The sequence below is a fragment of the Streptomyces aquilus genome (assembly GCF_003955715.1).
GTDB classification, from domain to species: domain Bacteria; phylum Actinomycetota; class Actinomycetes; order Streptomycetales; family Streptomycetaceae; genus Streptomyces; species Streptomyces aquilus.
In genome coordinates this window covers 8,278,656-8,305,151 of the sequence record NZ_CP034463.1, presented here as the reverse complement: position 1 = coordinate 8,305,151, position 26,496 = coordinate 8,278,656, and the positions used below count along the sequence as shown (strand labels likewise).

Below are 26,496 nucleotides of genomic sequence, written 5' to 3'. Positions count from 1 at the left end.
GTGAAGCACTACTGAGCACTGCCTCCGAGCGGAATCCGGGAGAGAACCATGGATCTCGCCTATCTGCACCCACTCTACGAACATCCGGGCCCCTGGGCCTCCGTATACGTCGACACCTCCCGGCACGCGGAGGACACCGCCCACGCGCTGCATCTGACGGCCGCCGCGATGGCCCGCGAGCTGGCCGGGCAGGGCGCGGACGACGCCACCTGCCGGGCCGTGGAGGGCGCGATCGAGGATCTGCGCCACTCCCCCGACCGGTACGGCAGGGCCCTCTTCGCCCGGGCGGGCGAGGTGGTCCTCGATCCCGTGCTGGCGCAGGCCCCGCCGGGCGGCAGCACGGCCCACTGGGCGCCGCTGCCCCGCACGACACCGCTGCTGGAGCCGGCCGGGGAGAACCCGGTGTGCGTCGTCGCCTACGTCAACCGCAAGGGCGCCGACTTCGAGCTGCGCAGCGCGGTGGAGCGGCGGCCGGCCGGCGCGGTGGCGGGCCGGCAGTGGCCGGTGCACCGCACGAGCAGCGTGGACTGGTCCGAGCGGCACTTCCAGCTGAAGGTGGAGAACACCTGGGAGCACAACGCCGCGGAGATCGCCGACGCGCTCACCGTCTGCCAGGAGGAGACCGGCGCCGACCTGCTGGTTCTGGTCGGGGAGCGGCGCGAGTGCCGTGAGGTGCACGATCGGCTGCCGCAGCGGATCAAGGACCTCGTGGCGGAGACCGAGCACGGCACCGGCAGCCGGCTCCTGGACGACGACGTCGAGCAGATCCGCACCGATCATGTGCGGCGGCGTGCCGAGGCGGAGCTGGAGCGCTTCCTCGGGGCCCGCACCCCGGACGAGGGGGGCCGTGCCGCCGCCGTCGAGAGCCTGCCCGAGCTGGTGGCGGCGGCCCGGGAGCACCGGATCGCGGAGCTCCTGATCCGCCCGGAGGGCCCCGACCTGCACCGGGACGTGTGGATCGGCGAGGAGCCCGACCAGCTGGCCACGCGCCGTACCGAGCTGAAGATCCTCGGTGAGCAGAACTCGTGGGCGGCCCGCGCGGACGACGCCTTGATGCGGGCGGCGGTCACGACGGACGCCACCGCGCTCGCGCTCCCCGAGCCGCGCGACGAGGTGCTGCCGGGCGGCATGGGCGCGCTGCTGCGCTGGAAGTGACCGCCCCGGTGGGCTACCGCGCCCGCTCCACCCGCCGCTCGTCCCACACCGGCTCCGGTGTCTCGCGGACGCGGCCGTCGCTGCCGAAGACCAGGTAGCGGTCGAAGGAGCGGGCGAACCAGCGGTCGTGGGTCACCGCGAGGACCGTGCCGTCGAAGGCCTCCAGGCCCTCCTGGAGGGCCTCGGCGGACTCCAGGTCCAGGTTGTCCGTGGGCTCGTCCAGCAGCAGCGCGGTGACGCCCTGGAGCTCCAGCAGGAGGATCTGGAAGCGGGCCTGCTGGCCGCCGGAGAGGCGGTCGAAGCTCTGCTCGGCCTGGTTCGTCAGCTCGTAGCGGCGCAGCCGGGACATCGCCGCGCCCCGGTCCTGGGAGTGCTCGGTCCACAGGATGTCGAGCAGGGTGCGGCCCAGGAGCTCGGGGTGCGCGTGCGTCTGGGCGAAGTGCCCGGGCACGACTCGCGCGCCCAGTTTCCACTGCCCGGTGTGCGCGACCTCCTCCCCGGCCAGCAGCCGCAGGAAGTGCGACTTGCCGGAGCCGTTGGAGCCGAGCACGGCGACCCGCTCGCCGTAGAAGACCTCCAGGTCGAACGGCTTCATCAGGCCGGTGAGTTCGAGTCCCGCGCAGGTGACGGCCCGTACGCCGGTACGGCCGCCCTTGAGGCGCATCTTGATGTCCTGCTCGCGCGGCGGCTCGGGCGGCGGGCCGGCCTCCTCGAACTTGCGCAGGCGGGTCTGGGCCGCCTGGTAGCGGGAGGCCAACTCGTGGCTGATGGAAGCCGCCTGACGGAGGCTCAGCACGAGCTTCTTCAGCTGGGCGTGCTTCTCGTCCCAGCGGCGCCTGAGCTCCTCGAAGCGGGCGAAACGCTCCCGCCGCGCCTCGTGGTACGTGGCGAACCCGCCGCCGTGCACCCAGGCGTCGGCACCCGCGGGCGAGGGCTCCACCGAGACGATCTTCTCGGCGGCGCGGGCGAGGAGTTCGCGGTCGTGGGAGACGAAGAGGACCGTCTTGCGGGTCTCCTTCAGCCGCTCCTCCAGCCACCGCTTGCCGGGCACGTCGAGGTAGTTGTCCGGCTCGTCGAGCAGGAGCACCTGGTCGGTGCCGCGGAAGAGGGCCTCCAGCACGAGCCGTTTCTGCTCACCGCCGGAGAGCGTGCGCACCTCACGGAACTGCGCCTTCTCGTACGGCACCCCGAGCGCGGCCATGGTGCACATGTCCCACAGCGTCTCCGCCTCGTACCCGCGCACCTCCGCCCAGTCGGCGAGGGCCTGCGCGTACTTCAGCTGGGCGGCCTCGTCGTCGACGGTCATGATCAGGTGCTCGGCCCGGTCGACGGCCTGCGCGGCCTCCCGGATGCGGGGCGAGGCGACGGACACGAGCAGGTCGCGTACGGACGTCTCGTCGCGTACGGAACCGACGAACTGGCGCATCACGCCGAGGCCGCCGCTGACGGTGACGGTGCCGCCGTGCGGCTTCAGCTCGCCGGAGATCAGGCGGAGCAGGGTGGTCTTGCCGGCGCCGTTGGGCCCGACGAGAGCCACGGCGGCCCCTTCGCCCACGCGGAAGGACACGTCGCCGAGCAACGCCCTCCCGTCAGGGAGGTAGTACTCGAGGTGCGCCGCTTCCAGATGTCCCATGAGGCCGCATTGTGCGGGCCCGGGCGCACGCTGGGCAAACCGTTATTCGACCTCGTCGAGGGGCCTGCCCGCGGGCCCGCCCTCGGTGCCGGGTCCGGCACCGGCCACCACGGCGCCCGCCCACGACAGCGCCTTCCAGCCGTCGGCCGGCGAGCCCTCCAGGATCACCACGCCGGTGTTGTCGAGGGGGCGGGCGGCGGCGAAGTCGATGTCGACGTTGTCGGCGCGGGCCGCGACCCACATCCGGATCGCCGCGCCGTGGCTGACCATGGCGACGGTCCCGGCGCCACCGCCGGCGGCCTCGGCGATCACGGCGTCGTAGCGGGCGAGGGCCTCCACGCCGTTCTCGCCGCCCGGCATCCGCCGCTCGACGTCCCCGGCCGACCAGGCGAAGACGGTCTCCATGTACGTGCGGCCCGCCTCGGAGTGGCCGTCCAGCATCTCCAGGTCCCCGGCGGAGATCTCCCGGATGCCGTCACGGACGAGGACGTCCAGGCCGCGGGCGGCGGCCAGCGGGGCGGCGGTGAGCTGGGTGCGGACCAGGGTGGAGGCGTAGAGGGCCTCGATGTCCTCGTCGGCGAGGGCCTCGGGCAGCGCGGCCGCCTGCCGCTCACCGAGCGGGGTCAGAGCCGCGCCGGGTATCGCGGTGTCGAGGAGGAAGTCGACATTGGACGGGGTCTGGCCGTGCCGGACGAGGAGCAGTCGCATGCGGTGAGCCTCCGTTGTCGTGACCGCTCCGGGACAAGAAACGGCCACTTCAGGGTACCCGCCGACGCATGACCCCTGACGTGGACCTCACCGCCCCGAAGCCCGGCCGGCACGCCGTGCGCGACGCGCTGCTGGCCCTCGACTGCCGGCTCTTCGAGTTCGCCGCCGAGCGGAACTGGCCGCTGGCCGAACCCGTCCTGCCGCGGCTGAGCCGCAGCGCGAACCACGGTGTGCTGTGGTTCGCGGCCGGCGCCGTGATGGCGGCCGGCCGTACCCCGCGCGCCCGCCGGGCCGCCGCCCGCGGCCTGGCCTCGCTGGGCCTGGCCTCACTGACGATCAACACCCTCGGCAAGCGGTCCGTACGCCGCCCCCGGCCGGTCCTCGACCCGGTGCCGCTCGTACGGCAGCTGAAGCGGCAGCCGATCACCACGTCCTTCCCGTCCGGGCACGCCGCGTCGGCGGCCGCCTTCGCGACGGGCGTCGCCCTGGAGTCGCCGGCCTGGGGCGCGGCGGTGGGCCCGGTCGCCTGGTCGGTGGCGCTGTCCCGCGTCTACACCGGGGTGCACTTCCCGAGCGACGTGCTGGCGGGCGCCGTGCTGGGGGCGGGCGCCGCGTTCGCCGTACGGGGTCTGGTGCCGACCCGCGCGCAGCTCGGCACTCCGCCCCGGCCGCGCGCGGAGGTGCCGGCGCTGCCCGAGGGCGAGGGGCTGGTGATGGTGGCGAACAGCGCGGCCGGGACCGCCGAGCGGGTGCGCGCGCTACAGGCCGCGCTGCCGCGGGCCGAGCTCGTCGAATGCCAACCCGCCGACATGCGGGCGGAGTTGGAGAAGGCGGCCACGCACGCGCGCGTGCTCGGCGTGTGCGGTGGGGACGGCAGTGTGAACGCGGCCGCCGAGGTCGCCCTGCGGCACGGACTGCCGCTCGCGGTGCTGCCCGGCGGCACACTCAACCACTTCGCCTACGACCTGGGCGTGGAGGGCGCCAACGATCTGGGCCGGGCCGTCCGCGGCGGCGAGGCCGTGCGGGTGGACGTGGGCCGCTTCCACAGCGCCGGGACTCGGGGCATCTTCCTCAACACGTGCAGTCTGGGCGTCTATCCGGAGCTGGTGCGGGTGCGGGACCACTGGTCGAAGCGGATCGGCGGCTGGCCGGCCGGGGTGCTGGCGGCCCTGCGCGTGCTGCGCGCCGACCGGCATCCGCTGGAGGCCGAGTTCGACGGCCGCACCCGTCCGCTGTGGCTGCTGTTCGCCGGCAACGGCACCTACCACCGGGTGGGCCTGGCGCCGGGCCGCCGCCTCGACCTCGCGGACGGGCAGCTGGACGTCCGGGTCGTGCACGGCGGCCGGCGCCCCGCAACCCGGCTGCTCGCCGCCGCCCTGGCCGGCCCGCTCACCCGCTCCCCCGTCCACGCGGCGGTCCAGGTCGGCCGGCTGCGCCTGGCGGGCGTGGCACCGGGCACGCTCCTCGCCTACGACGGTGAAGTCACCGAAGTGGCAAGCGAGGTGACGCTGGAGAAGCTCCCCGAGGCGCTCACGGTGTACCGCCCCCTGCCCGGCAGCTGACCACCCGTCAGTCCATATGGCGAAACGCGGGTCTCATCATTCGACATGCGCGCGTACGGTGAAGGCGTACCGATCACCCGGTACCGGCACCGCGTCGAACAGGGGAGTTCAGCCATGTCGAGAGCCAGGTCGAAGCCGCAGGAGACCGCCGTCTACACGCACGGACACCACGAGTCGGTGCTGCGCTCGCACACCTGGCGCACCGCCGCCAACTCCGCGGCGTACCTGCTCGGTTCGCTGAAGCCCCACATGAGGATCCTGGACATCGGCTGCGGCCCGGGCACCATCACCGCCGACCTGGCGGAGCTGGTCCCCGACGGCCATGTCACCGGCGCCGACCACGCCTCCGGCATCCTGGACCAGGCCCGCGCCACGGCCGCCGCACGCGGTCTGACCAACGTGGACTTCACGGTCGCCGACGTGCACGCCCTGGACTGGCCGGACGACACCTTCTGCGTGGTCCACGCCCACCAGGTGCTCCAGCACGTCGGGGACCCGGTGCAGGCGCTGCGCGAGATGAGGCGGGTCACCAGGCCGGGCGGCCTCATCGCCGTCCGCGACTCCGACTACGCGGCCATGACCTGGTACCCGGCGTCCCCGGGCATGGACGACTGGCTGGACCTGTACCGGCGGGTGGCCCGCGCGAACGGGGGCGAGCCGGACGCCGGGCGCCGGCTGAAGTCATGGGCGCTGCGGGCGGGGCTGACCGACATCACCGCGACCTCCGGCACCTGGACCTTCGCGACCGCCGAGGAGCGGGCCTGGTGGAGCGGCCTGTGGGCCGACCGCACGGTGGCGTCGGCGTACGCGGAGCGGGCCGTCGAGGGCGGGCACGCCACGGCCGGGCAGCTGGCGGCGATCGCGGACGCCTGGCGGGAGTGGGGGAAGCGGGAGGACGCGTGGTTCAGCGTGCTGCACGGTGAAATTCTGTGCCGAAAAGACGTCTGAATCCCTGTTTTCTGGAAACCCGGAATTCAGGAGGTTCACATTATGGTTGCCATTCTTCTGGTGCTGCTTCTGGCATTGATTCTGTTCGGTGCCGGATTCGCGGTGAAGATTCTCTGGTGGATTGCGCTCGCGGTACTGGTTCTCTGGCTGCTGGGATTCCTCATGCGGGGCACGACCGCAGCCGGAGGCCGGGGCCGCTGGTACAGGTGGTGAGTTAGTCCCGGGGCAGCAACGGTCCCAGCGGCCCGAGGTCCAGATTCAGGTCCTCGGGCCGCAGTCCGTACCGCTCGCGCAGTTCGGTCATGCGCTCGTCGAGCAGCATCAGGGTCAGCCCGATGCGCTCCTCCTGCTCCTCGGTCAGTCCCCCGTCGTCGAAGCGGCGCAGCGCCTGGCGTTCCATGAGCTGCCGCAGCAACTCGACGACGGTCAGGACGAGTTTGACGAGGTCGCGTTCGACGGTGTCCGGTTCGAGGTCGAGCCGGTTGCGGGCACGGGTCACGTCAACTCTCCCCAGGGTGAGGGAACCTGTTCGTTCACGGAACTGATCAGGGCGTTCAGGTCGATGCGGACGAGGTCGACGTCCGCGATCCGCAGGGTGATGTCGCCCGTGATGACGACCCCGCCGGCCAGCAGCCGGTCGAGCAGGTCCACCAGGGCGATCTCTCGGCGTTCGACGACGGTCAAGGTTTCTCCCCCGCGAAGGAATAGGCGGCCCACGGACCGGTGAGTTCCACTCGGAAATCGGTTGTCTCGTCCTTCGTCCGGTCGACGAGTTCCACGAATTCCTCGGACCGGGACCGCGGCACCAGATAGGCCGCATTCAGCACGTTGCGGCCCGCCGCGCCGGAGAGCGTGGCATTCTGCGGCGGATGCAGTCGCGTATCCTCGGCGACGGCGGAAAGCGTTTCGTGCAGCCGGGTCGCGAATTCCTCGGCGCGCTGCCACAGATCCTCGTGGGCGCGCACACTGGAGCGCCGCTGCCGCAGATAGTCCCGGCCCGACGCGGGCTTGGCGGCCGGTGCGCCGGTGTCCGCGGACGGCTCGTCGGCGTAGAGCTTCACCCCCCACTCCACCCGCCCTTCCAGCCGGTCGAGGGTGCGCCGGAAGTCGGCCTCCCTGGCCTGGAGCATCGTGCGGACGCCGCTGTCGTCGCGGAAGACGGTCGCGAGGCGCAGCGGCAGCGGGGTGGTGACGACGGTGAGGGCGTCGATCACGCCCTGGTGGGCGCGGGCCGTCGCCGTCAGCCAGTCCAGGTCCTCCAGACGGGACCGGAGCGGCTCCTCCGCGAAGTCCCGCTCCGGCACATGGCTGACGACGGCGACGAGGCCGTGGTGGGTGAGCAGTCTGGGCGGATCACCGGCCACGCCGGTCAACTCGGCCTGCAACGGCGTGCCGAAGGGGCGGCAGACGGCGTACACATAGCGCAGCCCGGTCATCAGGCCTCCTTCTCCTGCCGGTCCCGCCCGGGCTCGAGCTGCGCGATCCGCTCGCGCAACTCGGCGTTCTCCCGGGCGAGTTCCTTGCGACGGGCACCGGAGGACAACGCGGGGTCGTCCTCCCACCAGTCGATGCCCATCTCCTTCGCCTTGTCGACGGACGCGACGATGAGCCGCAGCTTGATGGTGAGGAGTTCGATGTCGAGCAGGTTGATCCGGATGTCACCGGCGATGACCACACCCTTGTCGAGCACCCTCTCCAGGATGTCGGCGAGGTTCGCGCCGCCGCTGTCCCGGCCGTAGGGGTCGGGCAGCCGGCCGGGGGTCGTCATCGACGGCTCCCGCCCTCGGCGTACTCGTACTCCTCCTCGTCGGCCCCTTCGTCCTCGTCCTCGTACTCGCCCTCAGGCTCCTCGGGCTCTTCCTCGTCCTCGTACTCCGCCTTCTCGTTCTCCTGCTCGTCCTCCTCCTCGGCGTAGGGGCCCTCCTCCTCAGCTTCCTCTTCCTCGCCCTCGTACGCCTCCTCGTCCGCCGGCTCGTTCCCCTGTTCGTCCTCCTCCTCGGCCACCGCGTCCTCGTGGCTGCGGACGACCTCGCCGTCGCGGATCTCGCCGCGCCAGCCGTCCTCGGCCTCTCCCTTGAGGGTGACGTAGCGGACGTAGTTCTTGAGGTCGAGACGGGCCCGGCGGCCCTGGGCACGCCAGATGTTGCCGGTCTTCTCGAACAGGCCCTTCGGGTAGTACTCGATCACCAGCAGCACCCGCGTCAGGCTGTCGGCGAGCCGGTGGAAGGAGACGACACCCTTCGTGGTGCCCTTGGCACCCTCCGACGTCCAGGCGATGCGGTCGTCGGGGATCTGCTCGGTGGTGTGCGCCTTCCAGCTGCGGTTGGACCAGAAGACCTTCATCTGCCAGTCGGACGTCGTGTCGTCGGCGCGGTTCGCGCTCTTGACGCCCTTGGCGAAGGTGCTGAAGTCCTGGAACTGCGTCCACTGGTCGTAAGCCGTGCGCAGAGGGACGCCGACATCGACGTACTCCATGATCACGGTGGGCTTCTTGCCCGCCCCGCCCTTGCGCTTGCCCTTGCCGCCCCCCAGGTTCTGCAGTGCGCCCATGACGTTCTCCTTGGCGCGGGAGGCGCCCACCTCCAGGGCGGAGCGCAGTGGTCCCTTGCCCTCGGCGATCTTCCGGCCGCCGTCGAGGGCGAGCTTGGCGAAGCCGGGGCTCTTGCCCTCGGCGATGTCGTTCAGTTTCAGCGTGGTCTCGCCGAGCTTGCGGCCCGCGCCGATCAGCAGACGCTGGGCCTGGGCGGCGAAGTACTCCTGCGCCTCGGCCTTGAGCCGGTCGGCGGCCTCGCTGTGCGCGACCCCGCCGAGCGGGCTCGCCTTCGCGGCGCCGCCCGCGGCGGAGGTCGCGGATCCGACGGTGTCGGTCATCGGTCACCGCCTCCCTTCGACACACGTGAGCGGGCGCCGCGGGCGGTGCTGCGGGCCGCGGCCGTCTTCTTGGCCGCCGTCCTGCCCGTGGTCTTCTTGGCCCCGGCCGTGGCCTTCTTCGCGGGGGCCCTCGCCGCGCTCTTCTTGGCGGGTGCCTTCTTGGCGGCCGTCTTCTTCGCGGGCGCCTTCTTGGCCGCCGCCTTCTTCCGGGGCGGCTCGGACTCCTCCCGCTCGGCCTCGGGCTCGTCGCCGCTCTCGTCGTACGCCTCGTCCTCGTCGTACTCGTCGGTCTCCCGGTCGTTGTCGTCGTCGGCCTCGTCCTTCTCGAACCCCAGGTCCGAGCCGTCCGGCAGCGCGCCCGCGAGCTGGTCGCGCACCTGGGCGGTACGGCCGTGCAGACGGTCGGCGAGGGCGTCGAGCTGCCGCTCGACCATGGCGCCGGAGGCTGCCTTCCCGACCCCGCGCAGGTCCTCGCGGAGCTGGTCGCCGATCTCCTTGAACTGCGGGTTGTCCCGCAGCTGTCCGGAGACCAGGTCCGCGAGCGCCCGCGGGCTCAGCTGCATCCGCTTGCCGGCGACCAGGGTGCCGACGGCGAAGGCCAGTTTCATCTTCTTGGTACGCCCGAGGACGTATCCGGCCCCTACCGCGAGGCCCAGTCCCACTCGGTTCATCAACTCGTCCAGTCGTTGGTTGCCGCGCTCGAGCGCAGGCCGGTCTCCAGCCGGTCGAGGAGTTCGTCCTCCAGCCGGTCGAACTCCTCCTCGTCGATCTCGCCCGCCTCCAACCGCTCTTCCAGCCGGGCCAGTTCGGCCCGGACCGTGGCCGGGTCGTAGTAGATGCGCTCCGCCTCGCTCAGCACCTGTCCGATGACCCAGGCGCTTCCGCGCACGGGCGCGAACGGCAGGAGCAGTACCTCGCCGATCAGTCCCACGCCCTCACCTCACTCCCCGGAGCTCTCGGCGCCGGCCGTGCTGCCCGCGGGCTCGGCGGAGCCGGGCTCGACGAAGCTGTACGGCGGCAGCGGGCCGTTGACCCGCAGTTCGAGGTGGGGATGGCTCTTGCGGACCTGCTCGACCGAGGCGAGGAACGTCTCGGCGTCGTCGCGGTCCACCAGGAACGACACGTTGGCGAGCCAGCCGCTGGACTCCGGCCCGTTGCTCACCGCCGCGGCGGTCGCCTCCAGGGCCTGCTGCACCTCGGCCGCGTCCTCGACCTCGCGCGCCTTGACGGCCGCGACCACCATCTCGCCGAGCCGCAGCTTCTCCTCGTAACTGCCGCCGCCCGCCTGCCGGTTGGCCTCGGTCAGGGACCGCAGCTCGGGGTTCTCGGCCATCACGCGATGGAGTACGGCCTCCTCGTCGTGGGTGGCCTTGACGTTGTACTCGACCTTGCCGTCCAGCGCCCGCAGGCGTTCCTTGTAGTGCTCGGCGCGCTCGGCGAGCACCGCGGTGACGGTCTCGTCGTCGGGCGCCACGCTGCCGAACCGCATGGGCAGCACACAGCCGTCCGCGCCGGCCTCGGCGAGCACGTTCTGGTGGGCGAGCAGGTCCTTGCGCTTGGGCCGCAGCCCCTCGGGCGCATCGCTGACGACGGCCGCCAGACCGCTCTCCTTGAGGACGCGCACGGGCCGCTGCGGGTCGCCGACGCCGACCGTGTCCTCGGACAGCGAGGCACGGGAGCCGTCGATGATGCCGTACACGTACGTGCTCACTCCTGCTCCTCCTTCCTGCGGGCGGCCGTCGACTTACGCGCCCGCGGCCGCTGCTGCTGCTGTTCGGGCTCGCCCTCCTCGCGCGCCTGCTTGAAGGCGTCCGAGATGGTCTGCGCGGCGCCGGACAGCGCACCCTTGGACTTGCCGCGGGCGCCGGACTCGGTGATCTCGCCGACGAGGTCGGGCAGGCCCGGGTCCTTGCGCGGCCCTGCTTCCAGGTCGAGGCGGTTGCACGCCTCGGCGAAGCGCAGATACGTGTCCACGCTGGCCACGACGACCCGGACGTCGATCTTGAGGATCTCGATACCGACCAGGGAGACCCGCACGAACGCGTCGATGACGAGACCCCTGTCGAGGACTAGTTCCAGAACGTCGTAGAGGCCACTGCTGCCGCCTCCGCCGCCGGTCTGCTGTGCCGGGACAACGGTCATGCCGACCGCGCCTCCTTCTCTGCTGTGGCTGCTGTGACTGCTGTGTCGGGTGGGACGTCGGTGCGGCGGTCTACCGGCCGCCGGACCTGTGTGCGTCGGCACGTCCGCGTTCGTAGCGGCGGACACGCCGGTAGCCGGTGAGCTGCCCGTCGAGGTCGAGGTCGACGTGGTAGCTCGCCATCAGGCTCATGGTGTCGGGCACGCGGGCGAGTTCGAGGACCTCGACCTCCAGCGACCAGCCGTCCTCCGTCTGCTCGAAGGACGACACCGACTCCGCGGCCATGCCGGTCAGCTCCTCGAGCTGGGTGCGCGCATCGCGCAGCAGCTGCATGGGGCTCGGCCGGTCCTCCGTCGTGTCGCTTTCCGCCCGCTTGGGGGATTTCTGTGAATCCTGCGTGTCTGATGTGTTTTTTGTGTTCGTCATGGCCACCTCTTGCTCCGGGTGGCCGCATGTTCGCGGGCCAAACCTTTTGAGGTGCGCGGACGGACGTGGGGCGGGGCTGAGCGAGCTCCCGTCAGCCCCGCATCGCGTTCAGCCGGCGCCGGGCCGGTCCGAGGGCGCGGCCCTTGCTCATCACCCCGGCCCAGGGGTTGCCGCGGGCCTGGTCGACGGCGTCGGCGATGGTCCAGCGGCGGGCGTCGAGGCCGGGGTCGTCCAGCTGGGACCAGGACAGCGGGGTGGCCACGGGGGCGCCGGGCCTGGCCCGGACGGTGTAGGGAACGACCGCGGTCTGGGCGTACGCGTTGCGCTGGACGTCGAGGTAGAGGCGGTCGCCGCGGTCCTTCTTGCGGGCAGCGGTGGTGAACCGGTCGGGGTGCCCGGCGACGAGGAGGTCGGCGACGTCCTTGGCGAAGTCGCGCACCTCGTCGAAGTCGTCGTGGCCGTTGACCGGCACCACCACGTGCAGCCCGCGGGAGCCGGTCGTCATCAGCGCCGACGGCAGTTTCAGCTCGTCGAGCAGCTCCGCCAGCAGCAGGGCGGCGGTGCGCACCGGGGCGAAGTCCTCGCCCTCGCCGGACGGGTCGAGGTCGAAGACCATCCGGTCGGGGCGCTCCAGCCGTCCGACCCGGGACAGCCAGCGGTGCAGGGTGAGGCTGGCCTGGTCGGCGAGGTACACGAGGGTGGCGGAGTCGTCGCACACGGTGTGGCAGACGGTGCCGCCCTCCTTGGCCACCTCGACGCGGGTGATCCAGTCCGGGTAGTTCTCCGGGGTGTTCTTCTGCATGAAGCGGGGGCCGTCGAGCCCGTCCGGATGCCGTTCCAGCATCAGCGGGCGACCGCGCAGGTGCGGCAGCATGAAGGGGGCGACGGCCCGGTAGTACTCGACGAGATCGCCTTTGGTGTACTCCTTCGTCTCCCCGCTCCCCGGGAAGAGCACCTTGCCGGGCCGGTGCACCTCGACCGCACGGCGTCCGGCCCGCACCTTCCGGACGTCGTCCGTCATCGCACGATCGCCTCCTCGACCAGCAGCTTCACGGCCGCCGCGACGCCCTCGGCGTCGATGCCGGCGGCGTGCAGCTGCTCCTCGGGGGACGCGGAACCGGGCATCGTACGCACCGCCAGCCGCACCAGGCGCGGTACGGGCCGCCCGTCGGTGAACGCGTCGAGCACGGCGTCGCCGAGGCCGCCCTCCTCGTGGTGGTCCTCGACGGTCACCAGAGCGCCGGTCTCCTCGGCGGCCCGGCGCAGGGTGTGCCGGTCGACGGGCTTGACGGAGTACAGGTCGACGACCCGGACGTGGATGCCGTCCCGCGCGAGGGCGTCCGCGGCGGCCAGCGCCTCGTGCACGGTGACGCCCGCGGCGACGACGGTCAGCCGGTCGTCGTCGGAGGACCGCAGCACCTTGCTGCCGCCGACCGGGAACTCCTCGTCGGGGCCGTAGATCACCGGGCTCTCGCCGCGCGAGGTGCGCAGATAGCGGACGCCGTCGAGGTCGGCCATCGCCGCGACGAGCCGCGCGGTCTGCTGGGCGTCGCACGGGTACAGCACGGTCGAGCCGTGCACGGCCCGCATCATCGCCAGGTCCTCCAGGCCCATCTGCGAGGGCCCGTCCTGTCCGATGGCGACCCCCGCGTGGGAGCCGACGAGATTGATGCCGGCGCCGCTGATGGACGCCATGCGGACGAAGTCGTAGGCCCGGGTGAGGAAGGCGGCGAAGGTGGCCGCGTACGGCACGAAGCCGCGCGCGGCGAGCCCCACCGCGGCGGCGACCAGCTGCTGCTCGGCGATGTAGCACTCGAAGTAGCGCTCCGGGTGCTCCTTGGCGAACAGCTCGGCGCGGGTGGAGTCACCGACCTCGCCGTCCAGGGCGACGACGTCGCCGCGCGCGGTGCCGAGCGCGGTGAGGGCGTGTCCGTAGGCGTCACGCGTGGCGGTCTCCTCGCCCAGGTCCCAGGTGGGCAGGTCGAGGTGTCCGGCGCGTACGGCGTGCAGCACACGGGCGGCGAGCGGCTCGTGCACCTCGATGCGCAGGTCGCGGGGGCCACCGAGCTCGGCGATCGCCTCGTCGGCGTCGGGCAGCGGCTTGCCGTGCAGTCCCTCGCGGTCCTGGTCAGCCTCGACACCCTTGCCCTTGAGGGTGCGGGCGAGGATCGCGGTCGGCTGTCCGGTGGTGGACAGGGCCTCGCCGTACGCCCGGTCGACGGCGTCCACGTCATGGCCGTCCACCTCGACGGTGTGCCAGCCGAAGGCCTGGAAGCGGCGGGCGTAGGCGTCCAGGTCGTGGCCGTGCCGGGTGGGGCCGCGCTGGCCGAGCCGGTTGACGTCGACGATCACGGTGAGGTTGTCGAGATGCTCGTGGCCCGCGTGTTCGGCGGCCTCCCACACCGAGCCCTCGGCGAGTTCGCTGTCGCCGCACAGCACCCACACCCGGTACCCGGAACGCTCCAGCCGCTGGCCGGCCAGCGCGATCCCGACCCCGACCGGCAGCCCCTGCCCGAGCGACCCCGTGGCGGTCTCGACCCACGGCAGCTGCCGGGGCGTGGGGTGCCCTTCGAGTCGGCTGCCGCGTTCCCGGAAGGTGAGCAACTCCTCGTCGTCGATGGCGCCGACGGCCTTGTAGGCGGCGTACAGCAGCGGGGAGGCGTGTCCCTTGGAGAGGATGAAGCGGTCGTTGCCGGGGTGGGCGGGGCGGTCGAAGTCGTAGCGGAAGTGATGGGCGAGAAGTACGGCCATCAGGTCGGCGGCGGACATCGACGACGTCGGGTGACCCGACCCCGCGGCATCGGCCGCGCGCACACTGTCGACACGCAACTGCTGGCCCAGGTCGGCGAGTTCGGCGGACTTCATGAGTCTCCTTCCGCGGGGTTGTCAGGGGTACCGGGGCGCTTGACCGGGCCCGGGGGTTCGGCGGGTTCGCCGCCGGGTTGGTTCTTGGCGGGTTCACCGCCGGGTTGGTTCTTCGCGGGCTCGGGGCCCGGCTGGTTCTTCGCGGGCTCAGGGCCCGGCTGGTTCTTCGCGGGCTCGGCGGGCTCGGCGGGCTCGTCCGGCGTTGCGGTGTCTGCCGCGTCTGCCGTCTCTGCCGTGTCTGCCGTGTCTGCCTCAACGGCCGCTCCCGGTCCGGAACTCACCGCGGCGCGATCCCTCTCCGTCTCCTTGTCCCGCCGTTCGGGCGCCCCCGGCACCCGTGCCAGTTCCGGGGAAGCCGTGTCCAGTGGCACCGACCAGGACCGTACGAGGCCCAACTGGACGGCCTGGCGAGGGAGTACGGCGTCCAGCAGCCAGTCCGCGGCCACCCGGACGCGGTTGCCGGGCATCGCGGCGAGGTGGTAGCCGCGGGCGACCGGCCCCGCCAGCGGCCCGGGCAGCGGCACGCCGAGCGGGTTCGCCGCGGCCTTCGTGCCGCCCAGGTCGACGACGAAGCCCAGGCCCCGGTGCCGGTAGGGGCGCCGCTCGCCGACACCGAGCGAGGCGGCGACGTTGCGGGCCGCGACGTGGCCCTGCCGCCAGGCGTGCTGGGCGGTCATCGGCGTGAAGGAGCCGGGCTTGTCCAGGTCGGGCACGGCGGCCGCGTCCCCGCACGCGAACACCTCGGGCCTGCCGGGCACTTGGAGGTACGGGTCGACGATCAGCCGCCCCCGCTCCAGGGGTTGGCCGACGCTCTCGACGAGCGGATCGGGCCGTACGCCGACGCACCACACCAGCGTGCGGGTGGGGACGAACTCCCCGTCGGTCAGCAGTACCCCGTCGTGCGTGGCCTCCTTCACGGAGGTGCCCATGCGCACGTCGACGCCCCGCTCCCGCAGCACCCGGTCGGCGGTGCGGGAGAGCCGTTCGTCCATCTCGGGCAGGACGCGCGGCGCGACGTCCAGCAGCATCCAGCGCGGCCGGACACCTTCGCGCAGCGGCTGCCTGCGGAGCTGGGCGTCGGTGTACAGCTGCCCGTGCGCGGCCACCTCGGTGCCGGTGTACCCGGCGCCGACCACCACGAAGGTGCAGCGGGCCGAGCAGCTCTTGGGGTCGTCGGCCGCGGCCGCGAGCTCCATCTGGCGGGTGACGTGGTCGCGCAGGTACAGCGCCTCGGGCAGCCCGCGGAAGCCGTGCGCGTGCTCGGCGACGCCCGGGATCGGCAGCAGCTTGTTGACACTGCCGACGGAGATCACCAGCCGGTCGTAGGACAGGGTGCCGGTCTCGCCCTCGGGGTCGGTGTAGTGCACGGTCCGCCCGTCGAGATCGATGCCGTCGGCCTCGCCCAGCACCGGCCGCACTCCGGGCAGGGTGCCCGACAGGGAGACGGTGACCCGGCGTGGTTCCAGGATCCCGGCGGCGACCTGGGGCAGCAGGGGCAGGTACAGGAAGTAGTCGGTCGGGTTGAGCAGGGTGATGTCGGCCTGGTGCCGGGTGAGCCTGGACAGGGTGCGGGCGGTCCGGTACCCGGCGAAACCGGCGCCGACGATCACGATGCGGGGTCGACTCACGGTGCGCCTCCGGGGCTGTCGCGTACCTCGGGAGCCTTCCGCGTCCCCCTGGTCAGGGTGGCCAAACGTCCGCCGGTTTCCGTGGGCGCCGCCGGGTACCCGGAGCGTGCCGTCGTACCACCGTCATTGGAGGTCCCTCATGCCCGAGTACGGCTACTTCCTGTCCTGCGAGGAGTTCGGTCCCGCGGACCTGATCGAGCAGGCGCGCATGGCCGAGCAGGCCGGGTTCCGCTCCCTGTGGATCTCCGACCACTTCCACCCGTGGAACGACGCGCAGGGCCAGAGCCCGTTCGTCTGGTCGGTGCTCGGCGCCCTCTCGGAGGCGGTGTCCCTGCCGGTGGAGACGGCGGTGACCTGTCCGACCGTCCGCACGCATCCCGCGGTGATCGCCCAGGCCGCGGCGACCACGGCGGTCATGACGGAGGGCCGGTTCCGGCTCGGCGTGGGCAGCGGCGAGGCGCTCAACGAGCACATCCTGGGCCATGTGTGGCCGCCCGCGAGCGTGCGCCTCGAAATGCTGGAGGAGTCGATCCAGATCATGCGCCGGCTGTTCACCGGCGAGGAGGTCAGCCACCACGGCACCCACTACACGGTGGAGAACGCCCGCCTCTACACCGTCCCCGACGAGCCCGTGCCCATCGACATCTCGGGCTTCGGCCCGGCGGCGACCGCGCTCGCGGCCCGGGTGGGCGACGGCTACATCACGATGATGCCGGAGGCGTCGATGGTGGAGCAGTTCCGCAAGGGCGGCGGGGGCGCCAAGCTCGTGAGCGGCGGCACGAAGGTCTGCTACGGCACGGACCGCGACGAGGCGATACGCACCGTCCACCGGCTGTGGGCCAACCAGTTCCTGCCGGGCGAGCTGGCCCAGGTGCTGCCCTCGCCGAGCCACTTCGAGCAGGCGCAGACCCTGGTCACCGAGGACATGGTGCGCGACAAGGCGGTCTGCGGCGACGACGTCGACGAGCATGTGGCGGCCCTGTCCGCCTTCGCCGACGCGGGCTTCGACCGGATCTACGTCAACCAGATCGGCCCCGACCAACGCGGCTTCTTCGACTTCTACCGTACGAAGGTGCTGCCGCAGCTCACGCAGGACTGACCATGAGGCTGCACCGTCCGGCGGTGTCGGTCTACACGGTGCCGACCGACGCGCCCGAGGCCGACGGCACCCTGGCCTGGGAGACCACGACGATCGTGATCACCGAGGTGACGGCGGGCGACGCGACCGGCACGGGCTGGACGTACGGTCCGCAGGCGGTCGGCGACTTCCTGCGCGAGCACCTCGCCCCGCTCGTCGAGGGCCGCAGCGCGCTGGACATCCCCGCGACGCACGAGGCGATGTGCAGATCGGTCCGCAACGCGGGCCGCCCGGGCATCGCCGCCTGCGCGATCTCGGCGCTGGACATCGCCCTGTGGGACCTCAAGGCCCGCCTCCTCGAACTCCCCCTCGCCCACCTCCTGGGCACCGTCCGCGAACGGGTCCCGGTCTACGGCAGCGGCGGCTTCACGACGTACGACGACTCCCATCTGGCCGCGCAGTTGGGCGGCTGGGTGCACGGGCAGCAGATCCCGCGGGTGAAGCTGAAGATCGGCGAGAGCTGGGGCCGTTCGGTCCGGCGCGACCTCGGCCGCGTCCGCTCGGCCCGCCAAGTGATCGGCGAGGAGGCCGAGTTGTACGTCGACGCGAACGGCGCGTACACCCGCAAGCAGGCGGTCCGGGTCGGCGAGGCGCTCGGTGAGCTGGGGGTGAGCTGGTTCGAGGAGCCGGTGTCGTCGGACGACCTGACGGGGCTGCGGCTGGTCCGGGACGCGCTGGTGTGCGACGTGACGGCGGGCGAGTACGGCTACGACCTGCCCTACTTCGCCCGCATGATCGCCGCCGGCGCGGTCGACTGCCTCCAGATCGACGCGACGCGCTGCGGTGGGCTGACGGAGTTCCTCCGCGCGGCCTCGCTGGCCCAGGCCCACGGCCTGGACGTCTCCACCCACTGCGCCCCGCACGCCCACGCGGCGGCCGCCGCCTCCCTCCCCAACCTCCGCCACATGGAGTGGTTCCACGACCACGTCCGCATCGAGGACATGCTCTTCGACGGCGCCCTGGACCCGAAGGGCGGCACGATCCACCCCACGACGGGCCTCGGCCACGGCCTGACCCTACGGGCCGAGGAGGCCCTGGAGTTCAGGGTGGCGTGAAGGACGTACGGCGGGAAGGACGTACGGCGTGAAGGACGTACGGCGTGAAGGACGTACGGCGTGAAGGACGTACGGCGTGAAGGACGTACGGCGTGAAGGACGTAAAGGGCGAGCCGACCACCGGCCCACCCCTCGGCTAATCGACTAACCGCGCCGCCGCACCGCCCGGGCGGTCAGGACCCCCGCTCCCACCAAGAGCGCGGCGCCTGCCCGTCCACGGTTGCGTGAGAGCCACTCCTGTGAACTCCCCGCCAGCGACTCCTCGTCGAACCGCCCGTGCGCCCCGAAGTCCCGTCCGTGAGGACCGTCGGCCGGGCTCCACAGGTTGCCGACACCGCTTCCGGTCTCGTCGTCCTGCTGTGCCGAGAACGCGTTGCGTGCCAGATACCGGTCGAGCAACCCCGGCGCCACCGCGTTGGCGAGCAGTGTCGCCACCGTCGATCCGCCGACCCAGTACTCCCGCCGCCGCCCGTGCGCGGCGGCGTGCACGATCGCCCGGGCCGCCACCTCCGGCTGGTACACCGGCGCCACCGGCCGGGCCCGGCCCGGCATACGGCTCAACACCCAGTCGAACTGCGGGGTGTTGACGGCGGGCAGCTGCACCATCGTCGTCCGGACGCCACTGCCCGCGTGCAACAGCTCGCAGCGCAGCGACTCGTTGAAGCCCTGGATGGCGTGCTTCGCGCCACAATAAGCGGATTGCAGCGGGATGCCGCGGTACGCGAGTGCCGAGCCGACCTGCACCACGGTGCCGCGGTCGCGTGGCAGCATGTGCCGCAGTGCGGCCCGGGTGCCGAACACACAGCCCAGGTACGTCACTTCGGTCACCCGCCGGAACTCGTCCGGGGTGACGTCGGTGAACGGCGCGAAGACCCCGGCGAAGGCGTTGTTGACCCAGACGTCGATGCCGCCGAACGTGTCGGCGACCTTCTGCGCCGCGTCGTCGACGGCCTTGGCGTCGGACATGTCGACGGGGACGACGAGCGCCTCACCGCCGGCGCGCTGCACCTCGTCCGCCGCCGCGGCGAGACCTTCGCGGCCCCGGGCCAGCAGGGCGACCCGGTCGCCCCGGGCGGCGAAGGCCAGGGCCGTGGCCCGCCCCACGCCGCCGCTGGCCCCGGTCACCACCACGGCCCTGCCATGCCGGGAGAGCGCGCTCCAAGGCCGGCCCACCGCGCATCACGCCCGGTGGTGCGGCTGCTCGGGGTCGATGTCGTCGGGGCGCGGCGCCGCGCCGCCGCCGGGGATGCCGGTCGCCGGCGTGCCCGCGCCGGGTGCGCCGGTCGCGCCGCTCACGCCACCGGGCGCGGTGGGCGGCATCGGCGGATACGGCATGCCGAGCCCGCTCGGCGGTGCGCCGGGTGCCGTTCCGCCCACGACACGGTCGCGGCCCGTGGCGAGTTCGGCCTCGCGCTCCGAGGTGGGCCGGGAGTGGGACGGCCGGGCCATGCCGCGCAGCACGAACGCGACGACACCGAGAACTGCCGCGGTGATCAGCGCGGCGGCCCAGTCCGGCAGCCCGAGGGCGAGGGCCAGGCCCAGCGTGAGGGCGAGGGCGGCGCCCGCGTACAGGGCGACGGCGCCCGACGCGGCGTAGAGCATGGCCGTGCGGCGCTGCTTGCGAGTCTGTTCGCGCAGTTCGTCGCGCACGGTCTCGCGCGCCACCTGCGCCAGCTCGTCGACGAGGTGCTTGTCCAGATGCTCAAGATGATCCAAGCGGTCCATGGCCGCCGGGTACCCGCACACCCGTGCGCATAACGCGGTCCGTAACGGCCGATTACCGCCGGGTAGGGCCCGGGGCGCCGGGTACCCGCCCGGCTCGCAGTCCCCTATCGGGAGGGAAGAGAAGAGGATGACCGCACGCACCGACGTAGTGGAGCTGCTCAAGGGGCAGCACGCACGGATACGGGAACTGCTCGACGAGGTGGCGGCCACCAAGGGCGACGAGCGGAAGCATGCCTTCCATGATCTCGTCCGTCTCCTCGCGGTGCACGAGACCGCGGAGGAAGAGGTCGTCCATCCCTTCGCCCGCAAGCACATCGACGGCGGTGAACTCGTCGTCAAGGACCGGGTCGAGGAGGAGGAGCAGGCCAAGCGGGCGCTGTCGCGCCTGGACGACATGGACCCCGACTCCCCCGAGTTCCTCGACCAGTTCGCGGCGCTGCGACAGGACGTGCTGGCGCACGCCGACAACGAGGAGCGCTACGAGTTCGCGCACTTCAGCCGGGTCGCCGATCGCGGCCGGCTGGAGAACCTGGCCCGTGCCGTGCAGGCGGCCGAGGCCCTGGCGCCGACCCGCCCGCATCCCGGGACCGACACCGCGCTGAAGAACGTCGCGGTGGGCCCCGTCGCGGCCGTCGTCGACCGCACCCGGGACGTCGTACGCAAGGCCATGGGCTGATCCCTGCCCGCTGAGCGGCCGGGGCGAGGAGATCAGGTGAAACGATCTCCTCGCCCCGGCCGCCGCGACTAGGCTCGTCCGCATGGACATTCTGGGAGCCACGCTGCGTGTCTGCGTCGACGACCTGGAGACCGCGGTCCCCTTCTACGAACGGCTGGCGGGCGGCCCCGCGCTCCGCTTCGAGCGCGGCGGTGTCCAGGTGGCCGCCGTGGGCTGCTTCCTCCTGATGAGCGGCCCCGAGGCGGAGTTGGAGATCCTGCGCAAGGTCGCGGCGACGATCGCGGTCAAGGACGTCGACGAGGCCCATGCGGTACTGACCGAGCTGGGCGCGCGCGTGATCGCGGGCCCGGTGGGCACTCCGGCGGGCCGCAATCTGATCGCGGTGCATCCGGACGGGGCGGTGTACGAGTACGTGGACCGGCGGGTCTGAGGCCCGGTCATCGCATGCGGAAGTCGTAGCGGGCCGGCAGCGGTTCATCGCTGATCCGCTCCCACAGCCGCCCGACGGCCTCCGCCCCCTCCCGCAGATCCGCGACCTCGAAGCCTTCCTCGAACACGGCCCGCGCCTCGTCGCGCTTCCCCTCGGCGCACAGCAACTGGGCCTCGACGAACCGGAATCGACCGCGCTGCCGCGTCGCCGGATGCAGCCGTTCCCACACCGCCCGCGCCTGCGCCGTGCGCCGCACCGCGAGCAGCGCGTCGATCGCCTCGCGGCCCAGCGCGGCCGTGGCCGCGGTCCACCGCTCGCCCGCGTCGCGCCGCTCCCGGCACAGGTCGTCGAAGGCGTCCACGTACCGGTCGGCGGCCCGCTCGTGGTCGCCGATCTCCCGGTCGGCCACCGCGAGGCAGCGCAGCAACGGCCAGACGGACGGCGCGAGTTCGAGGGCCCGCTCCCAACTGCGCACCGCCTGCGCCCGGTCCCCGGCGTGCCACTGGGCGATGCCGAGGTGGTACTCGGTGAGCGGAGTGGCGGGCGCGGTCTCCAGCATGTCCCGCCAGTGCGGGGCGACCAGCGCCGCGCCGGGCGGCCGCACCCGGCGCGGCTCGGGCAGTGCGCCGACCCGGAGCAGGTGCACCCACGGTTCCTGCTCCTCGCCGAGGGTGGACTCGTCGAAGGGCGTGCCGGGCAACTTCCAGTCGGCGCGCAGCACTTCGAGCGCACCCCAGCCGGAACCGGTGGCGAGGGTCTCCCCGGGTTCGGTGTCGGCGTACGGTTTCCACGCGGCGTACGCGGCGTCGACCTCGGCGCGCGGCAACACGGCTTCGAGCCGCGCCTCCGCCTCCCCGGTCTCGGGCGCCGAGCTCAGCGACCCGTACGCCTCCAGCCAGGCCACCTCGCTCTCCGCCTCCAGCCGCACATGCTCCAACTGGGTGCGGGCGAGCCCCGCTTGGATCTCGCAGTAGCCACCGGTACCGGGTTCGGTGAGCCATTCCTGCCAGCGCCGCCCGCCCCGTCCCGTGCCCCAGATGAACAGCTTGCGCCCGCGCAGCACGTCGGTGGACGTCTGCACCAGCCCGTGCCCGTCCGCGTCGAGGGCGGCGATCCAGCGGCGCCGGCCGTCGGGAAGGTCGTAGAAGTAGTCGGCCGCGTACGGGTGTTGCCGTAGCTCCTCGTACGACGGGACCGGCACCCGGCGCAGCCGGCGCTCGTACCCGAAGTGATAGGCCTCGTCGGCGGGAGCCAGGACCCGGCGTTCCTCCGGTACGGCGATGTTGGACCACCAGTAGATCGGCACCGGCTTCTCGTGCGGATTGCGGACGCGGACCCCGACGTACAGGAAGTCGGAGCCCTCCGGCAGCCAGAGGTCGACCTGGAAGGGCAGGTCCCGGAGCCGTTCCCACTCCCACAGCCGCAGCATCTCGCCGCCGTCGGGGGCGGGGACACGGGCGGCGTGCAGGGGTGAGCAGGCGAGGGTGGTGTGGCCGGTGGCGCCGATGTTCCATTCGATGCCGCCCGAGAACCAGGCGCCGTTGAGAGCGAAGTCGGCGGGCTGGAACACCGGGTTGCGGTACAGGAGTTCGCGGCCGGTCGGCTTGTGCAGGAGGGAGGCGATCCGGCCGCCGAGGCCCGGCAGCACGGTGACCCGCAGCCGGTCGTTCTCGATGACGAGCGTGTCGACGGCGCGCGGCTCGCGCACCCGCTCGTAACCGTCCCGCAGGGGGGCGGGCAGCAGGCTGCGCAGCGGCTCGTACCCCATCTGCCGCGCCATCTCGCGCGGCAGGCCGTCGCGGTCCTCGACGCGGTGGAGTTCGTCGAGCGGCCGGAGCGGAGGAAGGGGGTTGTCGGGTCCCAACTCCGCGGCGGGCAGCGTCAGTACGTCACGTCGGATCGTCGTCACGATCACCATGGAAGCCGCTCGCCGGGGAGCTGAACAGGGGCGCTACCGGTCAGGATTGGGCAAAGGCGGACACGACGATGTCGGCGAGGAGAGCACCTGCCGTGCCGTCCGGGTCGAGGTCGGGGTCGTAGATGGTGACGTTGAGGCCGACGCAGTGCGGGGACGCGAGCAACGGCCGGAGCAGGGACACGAGTTCGTCGGGCAGCAGCCCGTCCGGGTCGGGGCTGTCCACCGCCGGCATCACGGTCGGGTCGAGGACGTCGGCGTCCAAGTGGAGCCAGAAGCCGTCCAGTTCGGGGGTCGCGAAGGCCTCGGCGGTGGCTCGCGCCAGCGCCTCGGCGCCCCACTCCCGGATGTCTCCGACGGTGACGACGGGGATCTTGAGGGCGGCGAGTTCGGCGCGGTCGTCCTCGAACGCGTCCCGGTTGCCGAAGAGCCGTACGTCCTCGTCCCGCAGATACGGCTTGAGCCCCTCCAGGTTCGTGAGGTCGTCCTGTCCGCGCCCGGTCCCGAGGGCCACCTCCTCCCCTCCCGCGGCCCCGATCCGGTCGGAGTTTCCGGGGTGCCGGAAGTCGGCGGAGGCGTCCACCGCGACCAGCCCGTAGCGGCCCAGGCGGCGCAGCGCGAGGGAGGCGCCGAGCTGGATCGAGCAGTCGCCGCCCAGCACCACCGGGAACTCCCCGGCCCGCACATGCCGTTCGACGCGGTCGGCGAGCTTCACGGTGTAGGCGGCGAGGGCGGCCGCGTTGAAGACGCCGTCGCCCTCCTGCCAGTCGCCCCGGTCGTAGCGCGGCGGCACCACCACACCGCCCTCCAGGGCACCCAGCCGCTGCACGATCCGCTGCTCGCGCAGCGCCCCCGCCAGCTTGTAGCAGCCGGGGACGGTACCGGGCGCGGGCGGCCGCAGCCCGAGGTTGGAGGGGGCGTCCAGTACTACGCGGGTACGCATCGCCGCCGTCACTTCGCTTTCCGGATCATCTCGGCGGTGATGGCCCACCGCTCGTGGTCCCGCCAGGCTCCGTCGATGTAGAGCATGTCGGGCGAGTAGCCCTCCAGACGGAAGCCGCAGGAGCGGGCGAGGCCGATCGAGGCGGCGTTGGCGGGCTGCACGTTGATCTCCAGCCGGTGCAGCCGCATCCCGCCGAAGGCGTACCGCACGACGAGCCCGAGCCCCTCCCGCATCAGCCCCCGCCCGGCGGCATGGGCGAAGGCCCCGTACCCGAGCGCACCGCTCAGGAAGGCGCCCTCGACGATGTTGTTGATGTTGATGTACCCGGCGATGGCCCCGCTGTCCTTCTCACAGACGAGGAACCCCACCTTGGTCGGGTCCTCGATCAGCCGCTGCGCGAAGGAGGCGAAGCCGTTGGCGCTGTCCGGCGGGAACAGCCACGGCTGATGCAGTTCCTTGCTCTCCCTGGCCCGGGCGGTGAACTCCGGACCGTCCTCGTAGGTGATGTGACGTATGCCCACGCGGGGGCCCTCGGCAAGGAAACGGGATGAGGTGTGCGGCATCCCGCCACCCTACGACGGCCTAGCTCCTGCGCCTCATGAAATACGCCCCGCACAGGGCGCCGATGACGCCCGTGGCCAGCAGTGCCGTCCACAGGGGCATGGTCACCTCGGGGATCAGCAGTCTGATCTTGGTCTCGCCGGTGTTCTCGAAGATGAAGATGAGGGCGAGGACGGCGAGCAGCAGGACGACGATCCTCGCGGGCGTCACCGCGCTCTGCTTGCCGCCGGCGGTGCCGCCGCTCGCGGAGGTCTTCGGGCTCATGCGACCAGCGTGGGCCAGAAGGGGGTCTCCCGCCCGGCGGACACCGCCCACCGGGTGACTCAGCCGCCGGCCACCGGCAGCTCCAGCACCCCGGTGTCGCCGGGCGCGCTCACCACGGTCACCGGCTTGATCCCCCGGTTGCCGAAGTACGCGTCGTCGCTCGCCGCCACCACGAACCGCAGCCGGTGCCCCTGCTCGTACCGGTGCACGATCCCCGGCAGCGTCACCGTGAAGCTCCGGGTCACGTCGGGCACCCGGACCGGCGCGACCAGCCGGTGCACCAGCGTCTGGGTGCCGTCGGGCGCGACGTCGTACAGCTTGGCGAACAGCACGAGCTTGTCGGCCGCGTTCCCGGAGTTCTGGGTCCGCTCCGCCTTGGGCGAGACGACCTTCAGGGTGGCCTTCGGCGCCCCCACGACGTCGGTGGCGCGGGCGAGCGGTTCGCTGGTCCAGCCGAGGTAGGTGCCGGCGGTGTCGTACGGCGCCGGGTCGGGCAGTCCGACGATCCCGGCCAGCGAACTCTCGGAGTGGCTGGTCGGCACGAGCCAGTTGCTGTACGTCCGGCTGCCGCGGGTCACCTTGCCCCGGTTGTCGACGAGCTTGCCGTCCCCGGACAGGTAGAGCCTCTGGCTGAGCACGGGCAGGCTGCCGGCGGTGGCGTAGGTGCCGTTCGGGTCGGTGATCCAGTCGCGGTAGTAGGCGAACGCCGGTCCGGTGTCGGTGTTCTTCTGCTTGCGCAGATAGCGGTCGAACCAGGCGAGGACGCGCTTGCCGACGTAACTGGACTCCAGGTTGCCCTGGCTCAGGTTGAGTTCGCCTGCGGCCTGGCCCCCGCTGTGCCCCCAGGACTGCCAGATCATCTTGGCGGTCGTGCCCTGCGCCTTGAGCGTCTTGTACGTGGCTGTCGCCTCGTTGAGGTTGAAGAGGCTGTCGGCCTGTCCCTGGACGAGGAGCGTGGGCGCCTTCACCAGGCTCAGGTAGCTGACCGGGGAGACACTGCGGGCGTAGGCGAGCAGCTCGGCGGTGTCGGCGGCGGGGTAGCTGCCGGAGTTGAGGGTGCGGACGGTGTCACAGGCGTCGGTGACGAAGTGCAGACAGCCGAGGGAGTTGATGCGGGACGGGTCGAGGTTCGGTGTCGTCAGGGGCTGGCTCTCGCCGATGAGGTAGAAACCGTTGGCCCACTGCCACTTGAAGGCGCCGGGCACCTCGCGGGCGGCGTTGTTCGGGTCCAGGGAGTACGCCAGGTCGTGCCAGGTGATCATCGGCACGAGCGCGTCCACGCGGTGGTCGACGGCGGCCGTCGCCAGCTGGATCGCGCCGCCGTAGGAGCCGCCGATCATGCCGACGCGCGGGTCGCCCTTGCCGTCGAGGGTGACGAAGTCGGCCTTGGTTCCGTCGTCGGCGGCCCGCTTCCCGGCGAGGAAGTCGATGAGCCCGGAGGCCGCGGTGCCGTCGATGTCCGGGTCGTCGAGGGAGATCAGACAGCCGGAGTTGCCGAAGCCGAGCCCGGAGTAGACGAGCGAGACATAGCCTCGTTCGGCGAAGGCCTTGCCGATCACGTCCGTCGAACCGTCGGACTTGCTGCCGCCGAAGCCGTTGGTGGCGAGCACCGCGGGTGCCCGGTCGACGCCGGTGGGCCGGTACAGGTCGGCGTCGATCGTGCACGCGCGGCCGCCGGCCCGGACGGTGAACTTCAGGGCGGTGACGGTGTACTGCCCGCTGGCGGGGGCGGGTGTGGCGAGGGTGGCACCGAGCAGGAGAGCGAGCGGAACGCTGTAGCCGAGCACACGACGGGACACGAGACCTCCACGCTGAGGACAACCCGACCTACCGACCGGTAAGTACCGGCCGGA

At 72.2% G+C, this 26,496-nt stretch carries 30 protein-coding genes; 8 read left to right on the top strand and 22 right to left on the bottom strand.

Translation table 11 applies throughout. From position 1 onward, the window contains the following. The first annotated feature begins 48 nt into the window (after positions 1 to 48). A complete protein-coding gene (locus EJC51_RS38070) occupies positions 49 to 1,155 on the top strand; it encodes a baeRF2 domain-containing protein (protein ID WP_126275216.1) in 1,107 nt (368 codons plus the stop codon). Between the two features lie 13 nt (positions 1,156 to 1,168). Here EJC51_RS38070 and EJC51_RS38065 read toward each other — a convergent pair whose 3' ends face one another. Further along, positions 1,169 to 2,788, bottom strand: coding sequence for an ABC-F family ATP-binding cassette domain-containing protein (locus tag EJC51_RS38065; protein ID WP_126275215.1), 1,620 nt, complete (start codon positions 2,786 to 2,788; stop codon positions 1,169 to 1,171). Positions 2,789 to 2,830: 42 nt separating this feature from the next. Beyond that, complete coding sequence (locus EJC51_RS38060) at positions 2,831 to 3,496, bottom strand: histidine phosphatase family protein (RefSeq protein WP_126275214.1); 666 nt, start codon at positions 3,494 to 3,496, stop codon at positions 2,831 to 2,833. Positions 3,497 to 3,564: 68 nt separating this feature from the next. Here EJC51_RS38060 and EJC51_RS38055 point away from each other — a divergent pair, with 68 nt between their 5' ends. From EJC51_RS38055 to EJC51_RS38045, 3 genes are all read left to right on the top strand, one after another. Next, entirely contained in the window at positions 3,565 to 5,058 is a 1,494-nt protein-coding gene (locus EJC51_RS38055) for a bifunctional phosphatase PAP2/diacylglycerol kinase family protein (RefSeq protein WP_126275213.1), read from the top strand. A 114-nt stretch (positions 5,059 to 5,172) separates the two neighbouring features. Beyond that, complete coding sequence (locus EJC51_RS38050) at positions 5,173 to 6,006, top strand: methyltransferase domain-containing protein (RefSeq protein ID WP_126275212.1); 834 nt, start codon at positions 5,173 to 5,175, stop codon at positions 6,004 to 6,006. A 42-nt stretch (positions 6,007 to 6,048) separates the two neighbouring features. Beyond that, positions 6,049 to 6,219 (top strand): hypothetical protein, encoded by a 171-nt coding sequence (locus tag EJC51_RS38045; RefSeq protein WP_059195288.1) that lies wholly within the window; start codon positions 6,049 to 6,051, stop codon positions 6,217 to 6,219. Position 6,220: 1 nt separating this feature from the next. Here the strand turns inward: EJC51_RS38045 and EJC51_RS38040 are convergent, their stop codons facing one another. The 13 genes from EJC51_RS38040 to EJC51_RS37980 form a co-directional block, all read right to left on the bottom strand. Continuing rightward, on the bottom strand, positions 6,221 to 6,505 hold the full coding sequence (locus EJC51_RS38040; RefSeq protein WP_059195289.1) for a gas vesicle protein K: 285 nt from the start codon (positions 6,503 to 6,505) through the stop codon (positions 6,221 to 6,223). Beyond that, on the bottom strand, positions 6,502 to 6,690 hold the full coding sequence (locus EJC51_RS38035; RefSeq protein ID WP_030936857.1) for a gas vesicle protein: 189 nt from the start codon (positions 6,688 to 6,690) through the stop codon (positions 6,502 to 6,504). Before EJC51_RS38035 ends, EJC51_RS38040 begins: the two co-directional genes overlap by 4 nt. Beyond that, positions 6,687 to 7,442 carry a GvpL/GvpF family gas vesicle protein gene (locus EJC51_RS38030; RefSeq protein WP_126275211.1) on the bottom strand — a complete coding sequence of 252 codons (756 nt, stop codon included), beginning with the start codon at positions 7,440 to 7,442 and terminating at the stop codon, positions 6,687 to 6,689. The genes EJC51_RS38035 and EJC51_RS38030 overlap by 4 nt, the downstream gene beginning before the upstream one ends. Continuing rightward, positions 7,442 to 7,774: a gas vesicle protein gene (locus EJC51_RS38025; protein WP_126275210.1), complete on the bottom strand. Its 333-nt coding sequence runs from the start codon at positions 7,772 to 7,774 to the stop codon at positions 7,442 to 7,444. Before EJC51_RS38025 ends, EJC51_RS38030 begins: the two co-directional genes overlap by 1 nt. Next, positions 7,771 to 8,877 (bottom strand): SRPBCC family protein, encoded by a 1,107-nt coding sequence (locus EJC51_RS38020; RefSeq protein WP_126275209.1) that lies wholly within the window; start codon positions 8,875 to 8,877, stop codon positions 7,771 to 7,773. Before EJC51_RS38020 ends, EJC51_RS38025 begins: the two co-directional genes overlap by 4 nt. Beyond that, a complete protein-coding gene (locus tag EJC51_RS38015) occupies positions 8,874 to 9,548 on the bottom strand; it encodes a DNA primase (protein WP_126275208.1) in 675 nt (224 codons plus the stop codon). The genes EJC51_RS38020 and EJC51_RS38015 overlap by 4 nt, the downstream gene beginning before the upstream one ends. After that, positions 9,548 to 9,808, bottom strand: coding sequence for a gas vesicle protein GvpG (locus EJC51_RS38010; RefSeq protein ID WP_126275207.1), 261 nt, complete (start codon positions 9,806 to 9,808; stop codon positions 9,548 to 9,550). The genes EJC51_RS38015 and EJC51_RS38010 overlap by 1 nt, the downstream gene beginning before the upstream one ends. Positions 9,809 to 9,817: 9 nt before the next feature. Continuing rightward, the gene (locus EJC51_RS38005) at positions 9,818 to 10,588 is read right to left on the bottom strand and encodes a GvpL/GvpF family gas vesicle protein (RefSeq protein ID WP_126275206.1); all 771 of its coding nucleotides are present in this window, start codon (positions 10,586 to 10,588) and stop codon (positions 9,818 to 9,820) included. Next, positions 10,585 to 11,019, bottom strand: a complete 435-nt coding sequence (locus tag EJC51_RS38000; RefSeq protein WP_126275205.1) for a gas vesicle structural protein GvpA — start codon at positions 11,017 to 11,019, stop codon at positions 10,585 to 10,587. Before EJC51_RS38000 ends, EJC51_RS38005 begins: the two co-directional genes overlap by 4 nt. 70 nt (positions 11,020 to 11,089) lie before the next feature. Continuing rightward, entirely contained in the window at positions 11,090 to 11,443 is a 354-nt protein-coding gene (locus EJC51_RS37995) for a gas vesicle protein GvpO (RefSeq protein WP_126275204.1), read from the bottom strand. A gap of 91 nt (positions 11,444 to 11,534) precedes the next feature. Continuing rightward, positions 11,535 to 12,464: a non-homologous end-joining DNA ligase gene (gene ligD, locus EJC51_RS37990; protein WP_126275203.1), complete on the bottom strand. Its 930-nt coding sequence runs from the start codon at positions 12,462 to 12,464 to the stop codon at positions 11,535 to 11,537. Next, positions 12,461 to 14,308, bottom strand: a complete 1,848-nt coding sequence (locus EJC51_RS37985) for a transketolase (RefSeq protein ID WP_126275202.1) — start codon at positions 14,306 to 14,308, stop codon at positions 12,461 to 12,463. Before EJC51_RS37985 ends, ligD begins: the two co-directional genes overlap by 4 nt. Further along, positions 14,305 to 15,936 (bottom strand): NAD(P)/FAD-dependent oxidoreductase, encoded by a 1,632-nt coding sequence (locus EJC51_RS37980; RefSeq protein WP_126275201.1) that lies wholly within the window; start codon positions 15,934 to 15,936, stop codon positions 14,305 to 14,307. The genes EJC51_RS37985 and EJC51_RS37980 overlap by 4 nt, the downstream gene beginning before the upstream one ends. A 139-nt stretch (positions 15,937 to 16,075) precedes the next feature. Here EJC51_RS37980 and EJC51_RS37975 point away from each other — a divergent pair, with 139 nt between their 5' ends. Continuing rightward, complete coding sequence (locus EJC51_RS37975) at positions 16,076 to 17,035, top strand: LLM class F420-dependent oxidoreductase (protein WP_126275200.1); 960 nt, start codon at positions 16,076 to 16,078, stop codon at positions 17,033 to 17,035. A 2-nt stretch (positions 17,036 to 17,037) separates the two neighbouring features. After that, on the top strand, positions 17,038 to 18,129 hold the full coding sequence (locus EJC51_RS37970) for an enolase C-terminal domain-like protein (protein ID WP_126275199.1): 1,092 nt from the start codon (positions 17,038 to 17,040) through the stop codon (positions 18,127 to 18,129). A 144-nt stretch (positions 18,130 to 18,273) separates the two neighbouring features. On the opposite strand, the gene EJC51_RS37965 is transcribed toward EJC51_RS37970, so the two are convergent. Both EJC51_RS37965 and EJC51_RS37960 read right to left on the bottom strand, forming a co-directional pair. Then, entirely contained in the window at positions 18,274 to 19,302 is a 1,029-nt protein-coding gene (locus EJC51_RS37965) for an SDR family oxidoreductase (protein WP_126275198.1), read from the bottom strand. Positions 19,303 to 19,308: 6 nt separating this feature from the next. After that, on the bottom strand, positions 19,309 to 19,854 hold the full coding sequence (locus EJC51_RS37960) for a phage holin family protein (RefSeq protein ID WP_126275197.1): 546 nt from the start codon (positions 19,852 to 19,854) through the stop codon (positions 19,309 to 19,311). A 127-nt stretch (positions 19,855 to 19,981) separates the two neighbouring features. Here EJC51_RS37960 and EJC51_RS37955 point away from each other — a divergent pair, with 127 nt between their 5' ends. After that, positions 19,982 to 20,530 carry a hemerythrin domain-containing protein gene (locus EJC51_RS37955; RefSeq protein ID WP_126275196.1) on the top strand — a complete coding sequence of 183 codons (549 nt, stop codon included), beginning with the start codon at positions 19,982 to 19,984 and terminating at the stop codon, positions 20,528 to 20,530. An 82-nt stretch (positions 20,531 to 20,612) separates the two neighbouring features. Next, the gene (locus EJC51_RS37950) at positions 20,613 to 20,960 is read left to right on the top strand and encodes a VOC family protein (RefSeq protein WP_079308518.1); all 348 of its coding nucleotides are present in this window, start codon (positions 20,613 to 20,615) and stop codon (positions 20,958 to 20,960) included. A 7-nt stretch (positions 20,961 to 20,967) separates the two neighbouring features. Here the strand turns inward: EJC51_RS37950 and EJC51_RS37945 are convergent, their stop codons facing one another. From EJC51_RS37945 to EJC51_RS37925, 5 genes are read right to left on the bottom strand one after another with little or no spacing between them, the layout of a single operon-like run. Next, positions 20,968 to 22,878 carry a DUF5107 domain-containing protein gene (locus EJC51_RS37945; protein WP_126275195.1) on the bottom strand — a complete coding sequence of 637 codons (1,911 nt, stop codon included), beginning with the start codon at positions 22,876 to 22,878 and terminating at the stop codon, positions 20,968 to 20,970. A 40-nt stretch (positions 22,879 to 22,918) separates the two neighbouring features. After that, complete coding sequence (locus EJC51_RS37940) at positions 22,919 to 23,818, bottom strand: arginase family protein (RefSeq protein ID WP_126275194.1); 900 nt, start codon at positions 23,816 to 23,818, stop codon at positions 22,919 to 22,921. Between the two features lie 8 nt (positions 23,819 to 23,826). Then, positions 23,827 to 24,381, bottom strand: a complete 555-nt coding sequence (locus EJC51_RS37935) for a GNAT family N-acetyltransferase (RefSeq protein ID WP_126275193.1) — start codon at positions 24,379 to 24,381, stop codon at positions 23,827 to 23,829. A 19-nt stretch (positions 24,382 to 24,400) separates the two neighbouring features. Then, a complete protein-coding gene (locus tag EJC51_RS37930; protein WP_126275192.1) occupies positions 24,401 to 24,643 on the bottom strand; it encodes a LapA family protein in 243 nt (80 codons plus the stop codon). A gap of 59 nt (positions 24,644 to 24,702) precedes the next feature. After that, positions 24,703 to 26,442: a CocE/NonD family hydrolase gene (locus EJC51_RS37925; RefSeq protein ID WP_244363033.1), complete on the bottom strand. Its 1,740-nt coding sequence runs from the start codon at positions 26,440 to 26,442 to the stop codon at positions 24,703 to 24,705. Positions 26,443 to 26,496 lie beyond the last annotated feature (54 nt).